Genomic DNA, 20,072 nt, shown 5'->3' on the forward strand with positions numbered 1-20,072 from the left:
CCTCCAAGCAATGGCCAGGACCCGCGACATCCGCACCAACCAGCTCGACATCGCCTGCGACGTCTGCGGGCGCACGCTGCTGCGCGGCGAGCACGCCGAGCACTACCTGGCGGGCGGCGAGCGGCGGATGGTCTGCGACCTGTGCACGGCCCGCGCGCAGCACGAGGGCTGGATCCGCGAGTCGGGCGCCGACGACCTCGAGATGCGCCACCCGCGCCACGAGCGCCGGCCGTTCATGGAGCGCCTGCGGGCCACCCGGCGCGAGCGCGCCCGTGAGGCCCAGCACGACGAGGTCGAGGTGTCAGAGCCGGTGACGCCGCTGCCCGAGGCGACGCTCCCGCCCCGGCGCGAGTCGCGCAGTCACATCCGCGCGGTGCCGACCAACGCCGAGCTGAAGATGCAGCGCGCGATCGACGTCTTCAACTCGTCCGACCACACGCGCACGGTCGGCGGCGTCGCCCGCTCGCTCGGCGCGCCGGGCGTGTGCGTGCGCCCGCGGCCGGAGCGTCCGGCGGTCGTCTCGATCACCGTGATGTGGGAGCTGTCCTGGTACCGCTTCGAGGTCGACCTCTCCGACGAGGCGGGCGGCGTGCGACGCGATGCGCAGGGCGACGAATTGTCCGAGCTGATACCGGAGGAGCAGGTGGTGAACGCCGCAGCCGACGAGCGTGGCGCACTTCACCTGCAAGTCAACACATGACCGATCGGTTTCCACCGGTCAAGGGGCTAGGATCGCGCTCGTGATCTATTGCGTCGTACCGGAGCCGTTGGCGGACGAGCTCTACCCCAAGCTCGCCGACTACTACGAAGACGATCCCAACGTGACGGTCATCGTCGACCGCCGCAAGAAGGAGCGTCGCCTGCCGGGGTCCACGGGTGGCGGCCAGCGGGAGATCCGCGACCGCAGACGCGCGAGGATCACGGGCGACTTCCCGCCCTTCGCTTCCGTCGAGTGACGCGGCTCCGCGCTACCAACGCGCGGAGAGGTTGAAGCCGGGGCGGCCCCTCCGCCCCACCCCGATCATCCGACCTTCAATCACCACCTTGCGGAGGAGCGGATGACCCGCAGGATCTCGTCGTCAGGGGAACCCTTGATGACAAAACCCACCGCGCCGGCGCGCATCATGTCGTACTGCGAGTTCGGTGAGTCATCGGCGCTGATGGCGACGATGCGCGCCTCGGGCAGGCCTTCGCGGATCTGAACCGCGGCCCGCGCGCCGCCGCCTCCGGGCATGTCGACGTCGAGCAGCACGACGTCCGGCCGCCGCCGCAGCGCGAGCTCGACCGCCTGGCCGGCGTCGACCGCCTCGCCCACGATCTCGAAGCCCGGCTCGCGCTTGATGATCGCGCCGAGCATCAGCCGCGAGACTGGATCGTCGTCGGCGATCATCAGCCGCAGCGCGTTCCCCGCCTCCCCGGACTGGAGGTCCTCGACACCGCCGGTCTGCTCGGAGCGCTGCCGCGCCGCCTCCGCGAGGTCGAGCAGCCCCGCCGGGTCGGGCGTGCCGCCCGCCGTGGTCACGATTCCGACGCTGACCGACGTTCCGTGCTCGACGGAGGCCTCGACCGCGCGCCGGAGCCGCGCGGCCGCGAGGTTGGCGGTGTCGAGCGCCTGCTCGGGCAGCAGCAGCACGAACGTCTTCGGCCCGGAGCGATAGACCGCGTCGCCGGAGCGGATCTCGGCCAGCAGGGCGCGGCCGGCGCGGCGCATGATGTCCGCGCTCGCGGGGTCCAGGCCGATCATCGCCACGCAGTACGCGTGCCCGTAGCGCACGACTCGGGCGCAGAGCGCCGCGAGGTCCTCGTCCAGCCGCGAACGCGATCCGGCGCCGGTCATGCCGTCGAAGCGGGCGTCGGCGTACATCTGGCGGTGCACCGACGTGATCCGCTCGGCCGCGATCAGTCCGCGCTCGATCTCCGCGGCGTCCGGCGGCTTGGACAGCACGTCGTCGGCGCCTAGCTGCACGGCCTCGCGCGACGCGGTCTCATCCGCCCGCCCGGTGAGCAGCATGATGTACGTGTACCCGGCCTCGGACGTGCGGATCCGCGCCGCCAGCTCCGACCCGCTGATGCCCGGCATCTCCCAGTCGGTGATCACGACCTCGGGCTTGAACATCTGGAAGGCGTTGAACGCCTCCGCGCCGTCCGACGCGTGCAGCGCGCTGTGTCCGAGGTGCTCGACGGTCGCGGCGACGGTCAGCCGCGTGCCCGGGTCGTCATCGACGATGAGGATCTTCATGAGGCGGTGCTCCAGTCCGTGTGCTGACCAGGCACCTCGCATGCGGATTGCAGTCCGGGCCCCTTTCGGCCGATGGATGGTACTGAGCGATGTCCCCTCGGTTCGCGACAACCAGTTTCCGTACCCGTTTGGGAGGACTCGGGCTGCCGATGGCCGTGGCGTTGAGTCTGATCGCGATCGTCGTCGGCGGGATGTTCGCGATCATGGTCGTCACGGTCCGGTCGCTCGACGCGACCTCCCGCGCACAGCGCTCGACGAGCCAGATGACCCAGGATGCGCTGGCGCTCGAGCGCCTCGTCGTCGACCTCGAGACCGGTCTGCGCGGGTACATGCTCACGGACGACCGGCAATTCCTCGAGCCGTACGAGCGCGCCCGCCAGGAGCTCGATCCGCGGCTCGCCGGCCTCGAGGCCGCGGCTCCGCCGCTCGTACGGCCGCGCATCGCCCGCATCGCCGAGGACATCCACAGCTACGTCGACGACTACACCGAGCCGCTGATCCGCGATCACGACGCCGACGCGCTCGAGGCCACGGCAGAGGGCAAGCGCCGGCTCGACAACCTGCGCGCCCAGTTCGCAGCGCTCAGCAGCGCGCAGGCCGCGATCACCGGCGCCCGCCGCGACAAGGCCCAGGCGCTGCGCCACCGCATGCTCGTGCTGGCGGCCGCCGGCGCCACGATGTCCGCGCTGCTGCTGATCGCGCTCGGGCTCGGGCTGCGTCGCATGGTGCTGCTCCCGGTGCGCCGCGTCGCCCGCGCCGCCGAGCGGCTCTCGCGCGGCAAGCTCGACACCCGCGTCCCCGCCAACGGCTACGGCGAGATCGGCCAGCTCGGCGCCTCGTTCAACACGATGGCCGAGGCACTCAGCAACCGCGAGCGCGACCTCAGCGTGCAGACCGACCGCCTGCAGGCGATCCTCGACTACACGACGACGACGATCTCGGTGAAGGACCGCGACGGCCGCTACCTGCTGGTCAACGACGAGTGGCGCCGCGCGATGGGGCAGGTCGGGGCCGACGTCATCGGGCACACCGACGACGACCTCTTCGAGCCCCAGATCGCCGCCGCGATCCGCGTCACCGACCTCGACATCCTGCGCAGCGGCGAGGCCGCCGAGTACGAGCGCGACGCCGCCACCCAGGGGCGCGCGTACCAGCTCGTGAAGTTCCCGCTCAAGGACGCCGCCGGCCACGTCTACGCCACCGGGACGATGGGCACCGACGTCAGCGAGCGCAAGCGCGCGCTCGCCGAGGCCGTCGACGCGTCGCGCTCGAAGTCCGAGTTCCTGGCCAACATGAGCCACGAGATCCGCACGCCGCTCAACGGCGTGATCGGGATGACGGAGCTGCTGCTCGGCAGCGAGCTGACGCCGCAGCAGCGCGAGTACGCGCTGACCGCCGCGAACTCGTCGGAGGCCCTGCTCGACGTCATCAACGACATCCTCGACTTCTCCAAGATCGAGGCTGGGAAGCTGGAGCTCGACCACCACGACTTCGATCTTCGCGAGGCGGTGGAAGACACCTGCGAGATGCTCGCGCCGCAGGCCCACGGGAAGGGCCTGGAGCTGATGGCGTGGATCGACGACGACGTCGCCACGATGGTCAACGGCGACCGCGGGCGCCTGCGTCAGGTGCTGACGAACCTGCTCTCCAACGCGGTCAAGTTCACCGAGGCCGGCGACGTCACGGTCCGCGTGCGCAACGACGGCCCCGACGTGCGCATCGACGTCTCCGACACCGGGATCGGCATCGGCCGCCAGGCGATCGCCCGCCTGTTCGACTCCTTCGCGCAGGCCGACACGTCGACCACGCGCCGCTATGGCGGCACCGGCCTGGGCCTGACGATCTCCCGCCAGCTCGTCGAGCTGATGGGCGGCGAGATCAGCGTCACCTCGACGCCGGGCGAGGGCAGCACGTTCTCGTTCACGGTGCGGCTCGGCACCCCCGCCTCGCCGCACGTCGCGCGCCGCGTGCGCCAGGCGCTGCCGGCGTCGCTGCGGGTGCTCGTCGTCGACGACAACGCGACCAACCGCGAGATCGTCGAGGCCTACCTGCAGACGCCCGGGCTGAGCAGCGCCACCGCGGCGTCCGCGACGCAGGCGCTGACGCTGATGCACGCCGCGGCGCGCGCCGGCGAGCCGTTCGAGCTCGTGGTGCTCGACGGGCAGATGCCCGAGATGGACGGGATCGAGCTCGCGCAGGCGATCGCGCTCGCGCCCTCCCTGCGCAGCGCGCGGCTGATCATGCTGACCTCGACGAACGACCGGCGCCTGGCCGCCCGCGACGCCGGCATCGACCACTACCTGCAGAAGCCGGTGCGCCGCGCACGGCTGCTGGAGACGATCGCCGAGGTCATGGGCACCGTCGAGGACACGAAGCCGGTCGTCGCCATGCCGGCGCGCCGCGGCCCGCGCACGACCCGCGACACGATCCTCGTGGTCGAGGACAACGTGGTCAACCAGCGCGTGATCGAGGCGATGCTGACCAAGCGGGGATACGGGGTCGAGCTCGCCGCCAACGGCCGCGAAGCGCTGACGCTGCTCTCGATGCACTCGTACGCCCTGGTCTTCATGGACTGCCAGATGCCCGAGATGGACGGCTACGCCGCGACCGCCGCGATCCGCGGCCGCGAGTACGGCGGCGCGCGACTGCCGATCGTGGCGATGACCGCGCACGCCATGAAGGGCGACCGCGAGCGCTGCCTGTCCGCCGGCATGGACGACTACCTGTCCAAGCCGCTCCGGCCCGAGGAGCTCGACGCCGCCCTCGAGCGCTGGCTCGGCGCCCCGGCGACGCCGGTTCCCGTCCGCTCCGCAGCCGACTCCGCGCCGGGTGGCGACCCCTTCGAAGCCCTGCTCGACGACGCCCGCATGCGGATCTTCCGGGTCGACTACCCCGAGATCGTCCCGCAGTTGATCGAGCTGTTCGTCGACAGCACGCCGCCGCTGCTCGACGAGCTGCGCGCCGGCGTGGCCCGCGGCGACGGGGAGACCGTCCGCCGTGCCGCGCACAAGCTCAAGGGCTCCTGCCAGAACATCGGCGCCGGCTTCATGGCGCGGCTCGCCGCCGACATCGAGAGCGCCGCCACCGCCGCTCCCAGCCAGCTCGACGGGCTCGAGCGCGTCTTCGAGGACACGCGCGACGCGCTGCGCTCGGCGCTGCTGGAGGGCGACGCCTGATGGACCGCGTCCTGCTCGCCCTCGCGGCCATCGCACTATTGACCGCCGCGCTCGCGCGCCGCGCCGCCGCGCGTGCCGCCGTGTCCGAGCGCCGCTACCGCGAGCTCGCCGCGCAGTGGCCGGACTCGGCGATCGCGCTGATCGACCACGACCTGTGCTTCACGCTCTTCGAGGGCGACGCGTTCGCGCCCTACTGGACGGCCGAGGAGGTCGTCGGCCGCCATGTCGCCGAGGCGATGGCCGAGGATCGGGTCGACGAGGCACTGCCGACCATCGAGGCCGCGCTCGCGGGCAAGCGCTCCACGCTCGAGTGGGCGGGCGTGCGCTCCGGCGCCACGTTCCGGGTCGACGTCGTCCCGTTCCGCGAGAACGGCCACGAGATCACGCATGCGATGCTCGCGATCCGCAATATCCACCAGGAGAAGGCGCTCCAGCAGTCGCTCTCCGAGCAGAAGGGCTTTCTCACCGCCGTCCTCGAGCAGCTGGGCGAGCGTGTGATCGTCTCCGACGCCGACGGCAACATCGTGCACTTCGGCGGCCGCCACACGGCGGGCAAGGCCGGGCTGCACCCGCTCGAGTGGGCGGACGCGTTCGGGCTCAAGCACCCGGACGGCCAGGCGCTCGGCCCGCACGAGGTACCGCTCCTGCGCGCGTTGCGCGGGGACGAGGTCCGCGACGTCGAGCTGCGTGTCGAGACCCCGGTCGGCACCCTCGCGCTGCTGGCCAGCGGCGGCCCGGTGCTGACCGACGACGGGCGCAAGCTCGGCGCGGTCGTCGTCAACGCCGACCTGACCGCGTTCCGCGACGCCGAAGGCCGCCTCCGCCGCAGCGAGGAGCGCCACCGCCGCGTCGTCGAGAGCATGGTCGACTGCGTCTTCGAGACCGACGAGCAGGGGCGCTGGACGCATCTCTCCGAGAACTGGACCGCCGCCACCGGGCACAGCGTCCAGGACACGCTGGGCCGCCCGTCCTGGGCCTACGTGCACCCGGACGACCGCGCCGCCCACGCCCACGCCTTCGCCCCGCTGCTCGCGGGCGAGCGCGCCGACGCCCGCTTCCAGCACCGCTTCCTGACCACCTCGGGCGCCGAGCGCTGGGGCGAGGTCCAGGTGCGCGCGGTCTCAGGCTGGGACGGGCTCCCCACCGGTTTCGTCGGCGTCATGCGCGACATCACCGACGTGATGCGCGCGCAGCAGCACGCGGCCGCCGAGAGCGCGGTCATGCGGCTGCTGTCCGGCGCGCACGGGCTCGTCGACATGGGCGCGGGGCTGATCGAGGCGCTCGCGTCCGAACTCGGGTGGGACGGCGCGGAGCTGTGGCAGATGGCCGGCGACGAGCGGCTGCGCCGCACCGCCGACTGGACCGCGCCCGGCGTGCGGTTGGACCGCTTCATGGACGCCGGCGCACGGCTCGGGTTCGAGGTCGGCGACGGCTACCCCGGCATGGCGTGGATGTCGCGCGTGCCCCAGTGGCGCTCCGACATCGAGGGCGACAGCGCCCTCGTGCGCCTGCACGAGGGGCTCGAGGACGGCATCCGCTCGACGGTCGCCCTCCCGCTGCGCGCCGGCGGCGCGCCGGTCGGCGTCGTGATCCTGCTCTCGCGCACGCCGCGCGAGGCCGAGCCGGGGCTCGTGCGCCTGCTCGATGCGATCAGCGGCCACGTGACCCAGTTCCTCCAGCGCCGCGAGGCGGAGGGCCGCGCGGCCGAGCAGGCCGAGGATCTCAAGAAGCTCTCGGCGATCGCCCATGACCTCGCGGGCCAGTCCGACCACTACGGGGCGCGGATGACGCTGACCCGGGCGGTGCGTGACGTGGCCGCGGCGTCGGGCGTGAACCTGTGGGAGCCGACGGCCGCCGGTGACGAGCTCGAGGTCACCGCGTCCTCCGGCGCCGCGCTGCGCGGGATGACCGCCTCGCTCGGCATCGACTCCGGGCTCAGGACCGCGTTCCAGACGGGCGAGTTCGCGTTCGCCGCCGACGTGATCACCGACCCCCGCGTCAAGTTCCGCTGGAACGAGCTGACCTCAGCGCGCTCCGGCGCGTGGGTGCCGGCCGTCCAGGACGGGCGCGTCGTGGCGGTGCTCGCGGTGAGCTGGAACGCGCCGCGCAGTGAGCTCTCCGAGCGCGAGATCGGGCTGCTGCAGCTGCTCGCCGCGGAGGCCGCGATCACGATCCAGCGCACCGATCTGCTGGCGCAGCTGCAGTCCTCGGCGCGCACCGACCCGCTGACCGGGCTGCCGAACCGGCGCGTGTGGGACGAGGACCTCGAGCGCGAGATCGCGCGCGCTCGCCGCCACGGCGGGAACCTCTGCCTGGCGATGCTCGACCTCGACCGCTTCAAGGCCTTCAACGACAACCACGGCCACCAGGGCGGCGACCAGCTGCTCGCGGCGACCGCGACCGCCTGGCGCCCCGTGCTGCGCGCGACGGACACGCTCGCCCGCTACGGCGGCGAGGAGTTCGCGGTGCTGCTGCCGCACTCCGACGAGGAGGGCGCGATGACGGTCGTGGGTCGGCTGCTCGAGGTCGTGCCGCTCGGCCAGACCGCGTCCGCCGGCGTGGCGGTGTGGGACGGCAAGGAGAGCGCCACCGAGTTGCTCGCGCGCGCCGACGCCGCGCTCTATGAGGCCAAGGGCGCAGGGCGCGCCCGGGCCCTCCTCGCCGGCTAGGCCTTCAAAGCGGCGAGCACCTCAGCCGGGGCGGCGCCTTTCACGACGTAGCCGGTTGCGCCAGCTTGCGCCATCGCCTCGCGCGCGTCTCCGGACTCGTGGGCACTGAGCGCGAACAGCCGGATCGCGGGGTGCCGGGCATGGATCTCACGTGCCGCGTGCAATCCACCGCCTTTCGGCATTTCAATGTCCAACAAGGCGATGTCGGGTTCGTGCTGGTCCGCGAGGGCGATCGCCTCTTCGGCATCCTCGGCCTGACCGACCAGTTCGATCTCGGGGTCGGCGCCCACCATCGCGCCGAGGAGCATCCGCATCACGGGGTCGTCGTCCGCGATCAACAGGCGTAGCGGCTCGTTCACCGAGGCAACATTACGGCCTACGATGGCGGGGATGGGCGATTGGGCCGCGGTGTCGGCGTCCACGGCTTCGGCGGAAGACGCCGTGGCGGCGGCGTGGCCGGGAGCGGTTCAAACGCTGCTCGACCGGGTCACGGTGCTCGAGGACGCGGTCGCCGGCTTGCTCGCGGGCGACCTCGGCGAAGACGCGCGCGAGACCGCGCGGCGTGAGGCGCACCGGCTGGCGGGCTCGCTCGGCGCGTTCGGGGTCGCGGCCGGGTCGGTGCTCGCGCGCGACCTCGAGAACGCGCTCGGCGGGGACGTCCAGATCGCCGACGCGCCGCTGTTGGCCGAGCGGGTGCTCTCGCTGCGTCGCGCGGTCGAGGCGGGCCCGCCCGCATCGACGGAGACGGATGACGCCGGGCCGCGCGTGGTGTTCGCGGGCTTGGCGGGCTCGGTCTCCGGCCCGCTGCTGGCGGCCGCCGACGGGCGCGGCTGGCGGGTGACCGCGGCACGCGCGGTGAGCTCCGACGAGGCCGACGTGGTCCTGCTCGGCCCGGGCGTCGGCGACGTGCCCGGCACGATTGCGCGCCTGTCCCGCGACGGCGTCGCGGTCGCGGTCCTCGTCGAGCCGTCGACCGACCGGCTCGAGCTGGTGCGCTCGGGCGCACGGCGCGTGATCGGCGCCGAGTTGCGGCCCGAGGCGATCGTCGCCGAACTGGGGGCGCTGGCGCGCGATCGCGGGCGCAACGAGACCTCGGTGCTGGCCGTCGACGACGATCCGATCTCGCTCGAGATCATCGCGGTCGCGCTGCGGAGCGCGGGCCATGTGGTCACCACGCTGTCGGACCCGCTGGAGTTCTGGAACGCGCTCGAGCGCTCGCGTCCGGACCTCGTCGTGCTCGACGTGCAGATGCCCGGCGCCGACGGCATCGAGCTCTGCCGCGCGTTGCGTGCCGACCCGCTCTGGCGCGGCACGCCGGTGCTCTTCCTGACGGCGACGACGTCCTCGGGTGCCGTGGCCGAGTTGTTCGCCGCCGGCGCCGACGACTACGTGCCCAAGCCGGTGCACCCGGACGAACTGGTGGCGCGCGTGTCCGGCCGGCTCGAACGCATGGGGCAGGCGCGCGCGGGCGCGCAGCGCGACGTCGCCACCGGGCTGCTGCGCCGCGAGGCGGCGGAGCCGCTGCTGGAGCGGCTGCTCGACCTGGCCGTCCGGATGCGGCTGAAGTACACCGTCGCCGCGCTCGCGGTCGACGGCTTCGACGCCCTCGACGACGCCACGCGCGAGCGCGGGATGATGCTCGCCGGCACCGTCGCGCGGCTCGTGCTCCGGATGGGCGACGTGGGCGCGGTCTGGGGCTCGGGCGAGCTCGTGCTGGGGATGGTCGGCTCCGACGAGACCGACGTGCGGCGGCTGCTGGGGGACGCGATCGGCTCGGTGGCCGACCCCGAGCTGACCGGCTCGGCCGGCGTCGCGGAGTACCCCCGCGACGGCGACGACCTCGTGTCGTTGGTGGCGGCGGCGTCCGCCACGCGGCGTGGTGCCGAGCGCGACGGCGGGAACCGCGTCGCGGTCGCGGGCGGGCGGCCCGAGGGCGCCAAGCGGGTCGACGTCGCGCTCGTGGAGGACGACGAGGTGCTCGCGCGGCTGATCCTCGACGGGCTCGGGACGCGCGGCTACCGGACCCGCTGGCTGCGCGACGGCGAGGAGGCCGCGAGCGAGCTGGGCGGCGCGTCCCCCGGCGTGCGCGCGGGGTTGATCCTGCTCGATTGGGATCTGCCCTCGGTCGACGGTCTGACGGTGCTGCGCGGGCTCGCGGCCGACGGGACCTTGGCGGCGAGCCGCGTGGTGATGCTCACCGCGCGCGCGTCGCAGCGCGAGATCCTCACCGCGCTCGAGCTCGGCGCGTCCGACCACATCGCCAAGCCCTTCAGCCTCGCCGTGCTGCTGCAACGGGTGGAGCGGGTGCTCGCGCATTGATCAATACGTCGGTCCTGCTGGTCGCGATCGTCGTCCTGATCGTCCTCATCCTGATCGGGCTGGCGCTGCTGGTCGTGCACGGCATCGTGCGCTCCGTGGTCGCGAGGCTGCGGGGGCGGCGGATCGCCGCCGCGCGGGACGCCCTGCTCGCCGCGGCCCGTCGCGGCGAGCCCGACGACGCCGCCGGGAGTGCGCTGCGGGCGATCCCGCACGAGCGTGCGCTGGAGCTGCTCGAGGAGCTCGCGCCGAGCCTCGCCGGCCCGGAGCTCGAGGCGCTCAGCGCGATCGCGCGCCAGCGTGGACTGATCGCCGACGCCGAGCGCGAGTGCGCGAGCCGCCGCTGGCGGACGCGGTTGCACGCCGTGCGTGTGTTGGCGCTGCTCGGCGGGGGAGAGGCGACCGTGCCGCGGCTGCTCGACGACGAACGGCCTGAGGTGCGCGCGCAGGCGGCCGAGTGGGCGGCCGGGCATCCGGAGTCGGCGCCGAAGATCGTCGCGATGCTCGACGACCCCGGGCGGTTCGTGCGCTACACGGCGATGGACTCCCTGATCCGCCTGCGCGCCGCGGCGGTCGAGCCGTTGTCGGCCGCCATCGAGACCTCGCCGCGGCCACGCGCCCCCCTCGAGGTCGCCGCGCGGATCGGCGATCCTCGCCTGGCCGGCCCCGCCCAGGCCCGGCTGGACGACCCCGACGCCGTCGTGCGCTCGTGGGCGGCGCGCGTGCTCGGCGGGCTCGGCGGCGACGAGCACGCGGCGGCGGTCGTCGAGCGGCTCGCCGACGAGGACGCCGAGGTCCGCGCGGCCGCGGCGGTGGCGCTCGGGCGCCTCGGCCACTGGCCGTCGGCGCCGGCGGTCGCGGCGCTGCTCACCGACCGCGACTGGAACGTCCGCCGCTCCGCCGCGTTGGCGCTGCGCGCGCTCGGCCCGGCCGGCGAGCTGCTGCTCCGTCGCGCGCTGCGCGACGAAGACGCGTTCGCCCGCGACATGGCCCAACAGACGCTCGACCTCCCGGAGGCGGTGCTCCCGCGATGACGCGCGTCCACACCCGCCCCGCGACGCGAGGTGAGCCGGTTTGGTCTGGCGAGGCCAGACGAAACCGGCTCACCTGGCGAGGTGAGCCGCGGTGATCGGCGACGCCGTCGAGTTCGTCCTCAGCACGCTCAACTGGGTGATCCTCGGGTACTTCTTCCTCGTCAACGGCGTGCTCGCCGCGCTGCTGGTGTCCGCGGCGATCGAGATGCGCGCGCATCGCCTCAACGTCTGGCGCGAGAACCGCTGGCGCGTGCTCTCCTCGGAGGTCACCCCGACGATCTCGATGCTCGCGCCGGCCTACAACGAGGCGCGCACGGTGTCCGAGTCGGTGCGCTCGCTGCTGACGCTGCGCTACCCGAGCCTGGAGATCGTGCTGATCAACGACGGCTCCAGCGACGCGACGCTGGAGGTCCTCAAGCGCGACTTCGACCTCGTCCCCGTGCACGCCGCGCCGGTCCAGCGCCGCCTCGAGGCCGCGCCGATCCGTGGCGTGTACAGATCGCGGCGAACGCCCGCATTGGTGGTCGTCGACAAGGAGAACGGCGGCAAGGCGGATGCGTTGAACGTCGGGCTCGACGTCGCGGGCGGCGAGCTCGTGTGCGCGATCGACTCCGACACGCTCGTCGAGGCCGACGCCCTGCAGCGGATGATCCGGCCGTTCCTCGTCGACGACGACGTGCTCGCCGTCGGTGGGACGATCCGCGCGGTCAACGGCTGCGAGGTCCGCTCGGGCCGCGTGATCCACGAGCGGGCGCCGCGCAAGCCGCTGGAGGCGATGCAGGCGGTCGAGTACCTGCGGGCGTTCATCGCCGGGCGCCTGGGCTGGAACCGGCTCGGCGGCAACCTCGTCATCTCCGGCGCGTTCGGCCTTTTCCGGCGCGAGCCGATGATCGCGTCAGGCGGCTACCTCCACGAGACCGTGGGCGAGGACATGGAGGTCGTCGTGCGGATGCGGCGACAGGCGCGAGAGGAGAAGCGAGGCGACCGCGTGCTGTTCGTCCCGGACCCGGTGGCGTGGACCGAGGTCCCGTCGAAGCTGAAGATCCTCGCCCGCCAGCGCGACCGCTGGCATCGCGGCCTCGCGGACGTGCTGCGGCGCCACCTCAAGCTCACCTTCAACCCGCGCTACGGCGCGCTCGGCCTCGTCGCGTTCCCGTACTTCCTGCTCGTCGAGCTGCTCGCGCCGGTCGTCGAGCTCGTCGGCGTGATCGCCGTGGTCCTCGGCCTGCTCCTCGGCGTGGTCAACGTCGAGTTCGCGATCCTCTTCGTGATCCTCGCCTACGGGTTCAGCGTGGCGTTGACCGCGTTCACGCTCGCGCTCGAGCAGTGGACGTACCGCGGCTACGGCCGGCTCGGCGACCGGCTCTGGCTGCTCGGCATCTCGCTCTTCGAAGGGCTCGGCTACCGCCAGCTGACCGCGGTGTGGCGCTTCAAGGGCCTGCTGAAGTACACGCGCGGGAGCCGCGAGTGGGGCGTGATGACGCGCGAGGGCTTCGCCGGCACCGTATCCTCGGAAGAGATGCAGACCGAAGAAAGGGCTGACGCCCCGGCGCGTTGAGCGCCGTCAAGTCACGGCGCCGCGTGCGCCGCACCAGCAGCCACAGCTGCTGGGACCACCTCATCCTCGCGCCCCTCTGGGTCGCGTATGGAGCCAACCTCGGGACCCTGCTGCGAACGTGCGATGCGGTCGGCGCGTGCATGGCGGTGCCGAACACCCCGCACTACCACGACGCGCTCGCCAGGGGCGACACGTTGCTACGTCGCCCGTGCATCCACTGGGTCGACCGCGGCCAGCGGCACTGGGTCGAGGCCCAGCAGGCGACCGGCACGCGGATCGTGGCCGTCGAGCTCGCCGAGGGAGCGGTCGCCCTGCCGCGCCTGGAGCCCGCGCGCGAGCGCACGATCGTCCTGCTCGGCCACGAGCACCACGGCGTGCCCGAGGAGGTCGTGGCCCTCGCCGACACGTGCGTCGAGATCCCGATGCTCGGCGTCGGCATGAGCCTCAACGTGGCCGTCGCCGGCAGCCTCGTGGCCTACCGGCTGGCCGGCCTAGCGTGATGCGGCCCGGAAGGCCGCGCGGACCGTGTTCCAGCCCGCCTTGCGGCGCTCATGCCACTGGACGCTGTTCCACTTCGGGAAGCGGTAGCTGTAGCGCTTGCCGTCGATCGTGATCTTCAGCGGGCCGGCGGTGCGGGTCTTGACCGTGCCGTCGGCCTGCGCGACGAACTTCAGGTGCGCGGACGGGTCGGCATAGCCGAGCAGCATCCACGGGAGCCGGATCTCCGCGCCGTCGACGAGGTTGCGGGCGTCGGCGCGTTCGGAGCCGCGGCGCAGCGTGCCGAGGTCGAGGAAGTCGACCGGGTGATCGACCCCGCCGGCGGTGAACGGGCGCGACAGGATGAAGCGCGGCGACACCCACGCGCCGGTGCCCGCGGGCAGACCGAACACGCTCGGCATCGGGTCCATCTTCGTCGCCCAGCGCAGCTGCGGCTTGCGGCCGAGCGTGAGCGTGACGTCGCCGTCGATGGTGACCTCCTTGGCTCCCGGAGCCCGCAGGTACAGGTAGGCGGCGTCGTGCTGGATCGTCTTGCCGCGCCACTCCTTCGTCCTGCCGTCGAGCGTCACCAGCTCCTGCTTGCCGGGCTCCGTGGCGACGAGCCCGAACTGGGTCTCGTTGGTCAGCACGTTGTGCCAGAGCGGCCGTCTGTCGATCGGGATCGCGAGGTCCTGCGTGTTCCACGAGCGCTTGAACCACTCATCCGTGTACTCGAACAGCAGCCCGCCCGCGAAGCCGTTGGACTCGATCACGCGCAGCATCGAGGCGTCGATCTTGCCCGCCTGCTGCTCGGAGTGATCGCCCTGGTCGCGTCCGAGCGGACCGCGGTGCGCGACGCCGATCCCGCTCGGGACGCCGAACTCGGTCACCATCACCGCCTGCCCGGCGTGGTGGGCGCGCAGCTGCTGCAGGTAGGCGGCATAGGGGTCGGCCGCGCCCCGGTACTCGAGGCGCAGGAAGTCCGGGTAGTACGGGTACGCGTGGTAGGAGGCGAAGAAGCCGCCCGCCCACGCGGCGGTGGCCTGCAGGTGCATCGCGTCGATCGAGACCCGGTCCTCGTCTCCGAATGGCTCGAGCGGGTGGGGGAGCGGGTCGGCGGTGATCCAGTTCGTGAACGTCAGCGGGCGGCTCCATCCGCGGGCGGCCTCGAGCGTCGCGAGGTGGTCGAGGCGGGCGGCGAGCCAGCTCTCCATCGGGGTCGCGTCCGGCGTCGCCGTGACGTAGCGGCCCGCATAGGGCGGCGTGCCGGCGTTCTTCGCGTCGGTGGCGCTCGCCGCGGCCGGGTCCCACTCGATCCCTGGTGACCAGGCGAGCAGCCACTTCGAGACGTCTGAGCGATACGTCCCGCTCGCGTGGCCGGGTCGCTTCGGCAGCGTCACGCCGCCGTGGACGACCTTGACCGCGTCCTCGATCTCGGCGTCGAAGCCGTTGGTGACCGACGGGTCGTAGGCGTTCTGGGTGGCGAGGAACTCCTCCTCGGGGATCCACACGCCCTGGATGAAGTGCAGCGGGGCGTTCGGGTGACGCTGGTTGTACGCGGCGAGGGCGTCGTAGAAGGCCGGGCGCAGGATCGTGTAGACGCGCACGACCTTGGCGTCGAGGTCGCCGATGCCGGTGAGCCAGCGGTCGTAGTCGGCGCGCGAGGGGGCGAGCTCACCGGGCGCGTGGCCGGGGAGTGTCGCGCCCAGGTTCACGCCCGCCCAGAAGCTCGGCGTCTTGCCCTGCGTGAGCACGATCTTGTCGCCCTGCACGCGCGCGGGGACCTCCTGGGCCTGTGCCGGGGCGGCGAGGACCAGCAGCGCGAGAAGTGCGAGGGCGAGACGCATGCACACACTGTGCCCGCGGATCTGGAAGGCTCAAGCCATGAGTACCCAGACGGTGGAGTCGCTGTACGCCGCGTTCAACCGGCGCGACGGGGACGCGATGGCCGCCCTGTACGCGCCGGACGGCCATTTCCGCGACCCGGTGTTCGGCGACCTGACGGGTGCCGAGGCCGGAGCAATGTGGCGCATGCTCACCCGCACCGCGCGCGACCTGACGGTCGAGCTCGCCGAGCACGATGCGCAGTCGGCGCACTGGATCGCCCACTACACGTTCTCCGCCACCGGCCGGCCGGTGGTCAACGACGTCCGCGCGCGGATCGTGGTGACGGACGGGCTGATCACCGACCATGTCGACTCCTTCAGCTTCTGGAAGTGGTCGCGCCAGGCGCTCGGAACGAAGGGCCTGCTGCTCGGCTGGACCCCGTTCCTGCGCCGCAAGGTGGGCGGCACGGCCAAGGCCGGCCTCGACAAGTTCATCGCCAAGGAGCGCTCTAGAGCGTGATCGTGGTGCCCCGGTCGCCGGCGGCGGCGTAGACGAGCTCCGCGGCCACGATGTCCTCCACGACGTGGCCCATCGCCTTGTAGACGGTGATCTCGTCGGCGGTGCGGCGGCCTGGCCTGATGTTGAGGAGCACCTCACCGAGCTCGGTCGCGGTGCTCGGGTCGACGCCCTGCAACTCGGCGCAGCCGACCGGCGTGGGCTCGAACGCCTCGCGGGTCTCGACGAACAGTCGGTGGTCGAGCAACTCGCGGGGGAGCTCGCCATCCGGCGGGCGATAGCCGACCGAGCTGACGTGCGTGCCGGGCGCGAGCCACTCCTTGGCCACGACCGGCTGCGCGGCGTGCGTGGCGAGCGCGACGACGTCCGCTCCGCGCACGGCCTCCTCGGGGTCGTCGACCACGTGCGCGCGTGGATGCAGCTCGACGATCCGCTCGGCGTCGGCGCGGTAGAGCGAGCTGACGCGGATCTCGTCGAAGTCGCGGACGAGCGGGAGCGTCTTGAGGTGGTGCTCGCCCTGCACGCCGGCACCGATGATCGCCAGCGTGCGGGCGTCCTCTCTCGCCAGCAGGTCGGTCGCGACCGCGGCGGCCGCGGACGTTCGGATCGCGGTGATGAAGGTCCCGTCGATAAACGCCTTGCAGGCGCCGGTGTGCTGGTCGTAGAGGCCGATCGTCGCCAGGTGGCTCGGGTCATGGCTCTCGAAGACCGTCACGACCTTCACCGTCATCAGCCCGTCGCGCAGCCGGCCCGGCATGCCGAGCAGGAACGCCTCGTCGGGCATCGTCAGCTCGTTGCGGCCGGGGGCGGTGACCTCGCCGCGGGTGAGTGCGGTGAAGCCGTCGCGGAGGGCGTCGAGCAGAGCGCGGAGGTCGAGCAGCTCCTCGACCTCGGCGCGGTTCAGTACGAGTAGTTCCATGTCTTGAGCAGCGCGACGATCTGGGCGGTGGTGCAGGGCGATGGCTGCGCGCCGATCCGGCGCAGCGCCTCCGCTTCGCGGAGCAGCCACTCGGGGATCGTGACCTCAGGGCGTTGGTCGATGTCGGGCATGGTCGGGACGGTACGGCCGCGACCGTGACGGAGAAAGACGCGATCCCGGCGGATTCGGACGCTAGGCGTCATGATCCGTCCGTCGTGGCCGAACTGCGTCATCTGCGCTACTTCGTCGCGGTCGCGGAGGAGCTGAGCTTCTCGCGCGCGGCCGACCGGCTGCACATGGCCGCGTCGCCGCTGAGCCAGGCGATCCGGCAGCTCGAGGCCGAGCTCGGCGTCGAGCTGTTCGTGCGCACGACCCGCACCGTGACGCTGACCGCCGCGGGAGAGCGGCTGCTCGCCGAGGGCGTCGCGGCGCTGCAGGCGGTCGACGCCGCGTTCGCGAACGCGGCGCGGGCCGGCCGCGGGGTGCTGGGGACGCTGCGCCTCGGCTCCTCGCCCGCGGCGCGGCACGAGATCCGCCCCGCATTGCTCGGACGGCTGCGCGAGGCCCACCCCGGGATCGCGGTCGACGCCTCCGAGGCGACGACCGGGAACCTCTGCCGCGAGCTGCTGTCGCACCGGATCGACGTCGCGCTCGGGTTCTGCACCGAGCCCGTCCCGGGGTTGGCGCGGCGCGTGTTGTCGCGCGAGCGCATGCACGTCTACATGCGCCGGACGCATCCGCTGGCGGGCGCGGAGGAGCTGTCGGTCGAGGTGCTGCGCGGCGCGCGGGTCGTGATTCCCGCCGACGACCTCAACTCGGGGTTCAACCGGCGCCTGCGGATGCGCGGCGCGTTCGAGCCGGTCGTGGTCTCGGCGATCTGGGAGGACGCCGAGTGGCCGCCGGGCGACGACCTGCTCACGCTGGCGACCGGCGCGGTCGCGCGGCGGGCCCCGGCGCACATGGCCGTGGCGCGGCTCGTCCCCGAGGTCGTCATGCCCGTCGACGTGATCTGGCGCGAGGACGACGACTCGCCAGTCCTCGCGCGGTTCCTGGAGGTCGCTACGCCGGCGCCGGAACCGGCTGGGGCTTGATCGCGAAGGCGGGCATGAAGACCTGCAGCAGCGGGCCGATCGACAGCGCGTAGACGACCGTGCCGAGGCCGACGGTCCCGCCGAGGAAGAAGCCGACGACGAGCACGCTGACCTCGATGCTCGTGCGGATCACGCCCACGCTCTTGCCGGTCTTCTTGACGAGGCCGGTCATCAGGCCGTCGCGCGGGCCGGGGCCGAGCCCGGCGCCGATGTAGGCCGCGCCGGCGACCGCGTTGAGCACCACGCCCGAGGTGAGCAGCGCGAGCTGCAGCGGCAGGCCGTGCACGTCGCCGAGGATCGAGAGCGTGATGTCGACGACGATGCCGAGGACGATCACGTTGCTCACCGTGCCGATCCCGGGCTTCTGCCGGATCGGGATCCAGGCGAGCAGGACGAGCGCGCCGGTGATGATCACGATCGTGCCGAAGCTCAGCCCGGTCTTGTCGGAGACGCCCTGGTGGAACACGTCCCACGGGTCGAGGCCGAGGCCGGCGCGGATCTGCAGCGCCAGGCTCACGCCATAGAGGATCAGGCCGGCGTAGAGCTGCAGAAGTCGTCGGGTCATAGCGATCATGGTGGCGTGACAGTGGCATTGATTTCTATAGCCAATTCTGAGAAAGTGGCCTTCGTGCTTCCTGATCGTGGACTGAGTGGACCCCATTTGGCCCGCCTGTTGGGCGCGTGGCGTTCGAGTGGCCCGGCGTATGCGTCGTTGGCCCGCGCGTTGCGGCTGCTGGTCCTGGACGGGCGGCTGCCCTTGCGCACGCGGCTCCCCGGCGAGCGCGAGCTGGCCGAGGCGCTTGGCGTCTCGCGCACGACCACAGCGGGCGCGTATGCCGCGCTGCGCGACGAGGGCTTCCTGGCGTCGCGGCGCGGGTCGGGGAGCTGGACGCAGCTTCCCGCCGATGCGGGTGCGGCGCCGGTCGCGGGTCCGTCCGGCGAGGACGTGATCGACCTCAGCTGTGCGGCCTGCGCGGCGCCGGAGGGCGCGCTGCACTCGGCGCTGGTGGCGGCGTCGGCCGAGTTGCCGCGGCACCTGCCGGGGCCCGGCTACGACGCGGCGGGGCTGGTGTCCTTGCGGCGTGCTCTGGCCGAGCAGTTCACCCGCCGCGGCGTGCCCACGACGCCCGACCAGATCTTCGTGACCGCCGGTGCGCTGCACGCGTTCACGCTGTTGTTGCGTGTCCTGGCCGGGCCCGGCGACCGCGTGCTGACCGAGCACCCGACGTACGCGGCCGCCCTGGACGCGGTGCGGGCGGTGGGTGCGCGCCCCGTGCCGGTGCCGATGCTGGCCGACGGCTGGGACCTCGACATGCTCGAGGCGACGTTGCGCCAGGCCGCGCCGCGGCTCGCGTACGTGATCCCGGACCACCAGAACCCGACCGGGCTGACGATGTCGGCTGAGGATCGCTCGCGCCTCGTCGCCTTGACCCGCGCCTCGCGCACGCCGCTCGTCGTCGACGAGACGATCGCGGGGCTGGAGCTCGACGGCCAGCCGGGCGAGCTGCCCGTCGCCGCGCTGGATGTCGACGGCGAGACCGCGATCACGATCGGCTCGATGAGCAAGGCGTACTGGGCGGGGATGCGGATCGGCTGGATCCGGGCGACGCCCGCACTCGTCCGCCGGTTGTCGGCCGCCCGGGCTGCTCTGGACATCTGCAGCCCGGTGCTGGAGCAGCTCGTCGCGGTCGAGTTGCTCGCGCGCGAGGACGAGGTGCTCGCCCGCCAGCGCGCCGCCGCCCGCGAGCGGCGCGACACGTTCGTCCGGGCCTTGCGTTCCCAGTTGCCCGAGTGGCGCGTTCGCGTCCCGGCGGGTGGGTTGTCCCTGTGGGTGGAGCTCGACGCCCCGCGCTCGACCGCCCTGGCCGCGATCGCCGACCGCCACGGCGTGCGGTTGGCGGCGGGCCCGCGCTTCGGCGTCGACGGCGCCTTCGAGCGCTTCGTCCGCCTCCCGTTCAGCCTCCCGTCACCGGTGCTGGAGGACGCCGCGTCGCGGCTGGCCGTCGCCTGGCGCGCGGTCTCCGACTCGGCCCCGCTCCCGCTCGACCCCCCGGCGGCCCTCGTCGCCTGACCACGAGCGTCGACTTTGTCGCGCTCTGCGCGAGAAACTCGACACTCGCGCCCCGCCGCCCGGCCGCGTGGCGCGTCCCGCCCCGCCGCCCGCGCTCGCCGAGCCGCCCGCGCCCGCCGGTCGCGTCCCGCCGCGCCCCACCGCCCCGCCCCGCCCTGCCGCGCCGCGCCGCGCCGCGC

The 20,072-nt window shown here is 72.9% G+C and carries 17 protein-coding genes; 11 read left to right on the forward strand and 6 right to left on the reverse strand.

The genetic code is table 11. The features are described from left to right. Nucleotides 1-10 precede the first annotated feature (10 nt). Both G569_RS0141530 and G569_RS0141535 read left to right on the forward strand, forming a co-directional pair. Nucleotides 11-700 (forward strand): hypothetical protein, encoded by a 690-nt coding sequence (locus G569_RS0141530; protein WP_028067781.1) that lies wholly within the window; start codon nt 11-13, stop codon nt 698-700. 40 nt (nt 701-740) lie between these two features. After that, a complete protein-coding gene (locus G569_RS0141535) occupies nt 741-956 on the forward strand; it encodes a hypothetical protein (protein WP_028067782.1) in 216 nt (71 codons plus the stop codon). An 80-nt stretch (nt 957-1,036) separates the two neighbouring features. Here G569_RS0141535 and G569_RS0141540 read toward each other — a convergent pair whose 3' ends face one another. After that, nucleotides 1,037-2,239 (reverse strand): response regulator, encoded by a 1,203-nt coding sequence (locus tag G569_RS0141540; RefSeq protein WP_028067783.1) that lies wholly within the window; start codon nt 2,237-2,239, stop codon nt 1,037-1,039. 128 nt (nt 2,240-2,367) lie between these two features. On the opposite strand from G569_RS0141540, the gene G569_RS60180 reads away from it, so the two are divergent. Together G569_RS60180 and G569_RS60185 are read left to right on the forward strand one after the other, a co-directional pair. Continuing rightward, nucleotides 2,368-5,415: a hybrid sensor histidine kinase/response regulator gene (locus G569_RS60180; protein ID WP_053227781.1), complete on the forward strand. Its 3,048-nt coding sequence runs from the start codon at nt 2,368-2,370 to the stop codon at nt 5,413-5,415. Next, entirely contained in the window at nt 5,415-8,084 is a 2,670-nt protein-coding gene (locus G569_RS60185; RefSeq protein WP_053227782.1) for a diguanylate cyclase domain-containing protein, read from the forward strand. Before G569_RS60180 ends, G569_RS60185 begins: the two co-directional genes overlap by 1 nt. Here G569_RS60185 and G569_RS56105 read toward each other — a convergent pair. Further along, nucleotides 8,081-8,443 carry a response regulator gene (locus G569_RS56105; protein WP_053227783.1) on the reverse strand — a complete coding sequence of 121 codons (363 nt, stop codon included), beginning with the start codon at nt 8,441-8,443 and terminating at the stop codon, nt 8,081-8,083. The two genes, G569_RS60185 and G569_RS56105, sit on opposite strands and share 4 nt — an antisense overlap. Before the next feature lie 31 nt (nt 8,444-8,474). Here G569_RS56105 and G569_RS0141560 point away from each other — a divergent pair, with 31 nt between their 5' ends. The 4 genes from G569_RS0141560 to G569_RS0141575 all read left to right on the forward strand — a co-directional run bounded on the left by G569_RS0141560 (nt 8,475) and on the right by G569_RS0141575 (nt 13,492). After that, on the forward strand, nt 8,475-10,403 hold the full coding sequence (locus tag G569_RS0141560; RefSeq protein WP_028067784.1) for a response regulator: 1,929 nt from the start codon (nt 8,475-8,477) through the stop codon (nt 10,401-10,403). Then, nucleotides 10,400-11,434 carry a HEAT repeat domain-containing protein gene (locus tag G569_RS0141565; protein ID WP_028067785.1) on the forward strand — a complete coding sequence of 345 codons (1,035 nt, stop codon included), beginning with the start codon at nt 10,400-10,402 and terminating at the stop codon, nt 11,432-11,434. The genes G569_RS0141560 and G569_RS0141565 overlap by 4 nt, the downstream gene beginning before the upstream one ends. A gap of 91 nt (nt 11,435-11,525) precedes the next feature. Then, on the forward strand, nt 11,526-12,992 hold the full coding sequence (locus tag G569_RS56110) for a glycosyltransferase family 2 protein (protein WP_053227784.1): 1,467 nt from the start codon (nt 11,526-11,528) through the stop codon (nt 12,990-12,992). Between the two features lie 23 nt (nt 12,993-13,015). Next, a complete protein-coding gene (locus G569_RS0141575) occupies nt 13,016-13,492 on the forward strand; it encodes a TrmH family RNA methyltransferase (protein WP_211233229.1) in 477 nt (158 codons plus the stop codon). Here the strand turns inward: G569_RS0141575 and G569_RS56115 are convergent. Further along, the gene (locus G569_RS56115; protein WP_053227785.1) at nt 13,484-15,316 is read right to left on the reverse strand and encodes a hypothetical protein; all 1,833 of its coding nucleotides are present in this window, start codon (nt 15,314-15,316) and stop codon (nt 13,484-13,486) included. The genes G569_RS0141575 and G569_RS56115 overlap by 9 nt on opposite strands. A 37-nt stretch (nt 15,317-15,353) precedes the next feature. Here G569_RS56115 and G569_RS0141585 point away from each other — a divergent pair, with 37 nt between their 5' ends. Further along, the gene (locus G569_RS0141585; RefSeq protein ID WP_028067787.1) at nt 15,354-15,815 is read left to right on the forward strand and encodes a nuclear transport factor 2 family protein; all 462 of its coding nucleotides are present in this window, start codon (nt 15,354-15,356) and stop codon (nt 15,813-15,815) included. Here G569_RS0141585 and G569_RS0141590 read toward each other — a convergent pair. Both G569_RS0141590 and G569_RS63495 read right to left on the reverse strand, forming a co-directional pair. Further along, nucleotides 15,805-16,731, reverse strand: coding sequence for an ornithine cyclodeaminase family protein (locus tag G569_RS0141590; RefSeq protein WP_028067788.1), 927 nt, complete (start codon nt 16,729-16,731; stop codon nt 15,805-15,807). The genes G569_RS0141585 and G569_RS0141590 overlap by 11 nt on opposite strands. Next, nucleotides 16,713-16,862 (reverse strand): hypothetical protein, encoded by a 150-nt coding sequence (locus G569_RS63495; RefSeq protein WP_157592666.1) that lies wholly within the window; start codon nt 16,860-16,862, stop codon nt 16,713-16,715. The genes G569_RS0141590 and G569_RS63495 overlap by 19 nt, the downstream gene beginning before the upstream one ends. Before the next feature lie 84 nt (nt 16,863-16,946). Here G569_RS63495 and G569_RS56120 point away from each other — a divergent pair, with 84 nt between their 5' ends. After that, nucleotides 16,947-17,822, forward strand: coding sequence for a LysR family transcriptional regulator (locus G569_RS56120; protein ID WP_053227786.1), 876 nt, complete (start codon nt 16,947-16,949; stop codon nt 17,820-17,822). Here the strand turns inward: G569_RS56120 and yczE are convergent. Further along, nucleotides 17,791-18,387, reverse strand: coding sequence for a membrane protein YczE (gene yczE, locus G569_RS0141605; protein WP_157592667.1), 597 nt, complete (start codon nt 18,385-18,387; stop codon nt 17,791-17,793). The genes G569_RS56120 and yczE overlap by 32 nt on opposite strands. Nucleotides 18,388-18,483: 96 nt before the next feature. Here yczE and yczR point away from each other — a divergent pair, with 96 nt between their 5' ends. Continuing rightward, nucleotides 18,484-19,893, forward strand: coding sequence for a MocR-like transcription factor YczR (gene yczR, locus G569_RS56125; protein ID WP_211233230.1), 1,410 nt, complete (start codon nt 18,484-18,486; stop codon nt 19,891-19,893). Nucleotides 19,894-20,072: the final 179 nt, after the last annotated feature.

It is taken from the genome of Solirubrobacter soli DSM 22325 (assembly GCF_000423665.1).
GTDB classification, from domain to species: Bacteria; Actinomycetota; Thermoleophilia; order Solirubrobacterales; family Solirubrobacteraceae; genus Solirubrobacter; species Solirubrobacter soli.

Coding starts and splice junctions, on each gene's coding strand:
- G569_RS0141530 (WP_028067781.1), top strand. CDS start 11: ATGGCCAGGACCCGCGACATCCGCACCAACCAGCTCGACATCGCCTGC.
- G569_RS0141540 (WP_028067783.1), bottom strand. CDS start 2,239: ATGAAGATCCTCATCGTCGATGACGACCCGGGCACGCGGCTGACCGTC.
- G569_RS60185 (WP_053227782.1), top strand. CDS start 5,415: ATGGACCGCGTCCTGCTCGCCCTCGCGGCCATCGCACTATTGACCGCC.
- G569_RS0141560 (WP_028067784.1), top strand. CDS start 8,475: ATGGGCGATTGGGCCGCGGTGTCGGCGTCCACGGCTTCGGCGGAAGAC.
- G569_RS56115 (WP_053227785.1), bottom strand. CDS start 15,316: ATGCGTCTCGCCCTCGCACTTCTCGCGCTGCTGGTCCTCGCCGCCCCG.
- G569_RS0141585 (WP_028067787.1), top strand. CDS start 15,354: ATGAGTACCCAGACGGTGGAGTCGCTGTACGCCGCGTTCAACCGGCGC.
- G569_RS0141590 (WP_028067788.1), bottom strand. CDS start 16,731: ATGGAACTACTCGTACTGAACCGCGCCGAGGTCGAGGAGCTGCTCGAC.
- G569_RS63495 (WP_157592666.1), bottom strand. CDS start 16,862: ATGCCCGACATCGACCAACGCCCTGAGGTCACGATCCCCGAGTGGCTG.
- yczE (WP_157592667.1), bottom strand. CDS start 18,387: ATGACCCGACGACTTCTGCAGCTCTACGCCGGCCTGATCCTCTATGGC.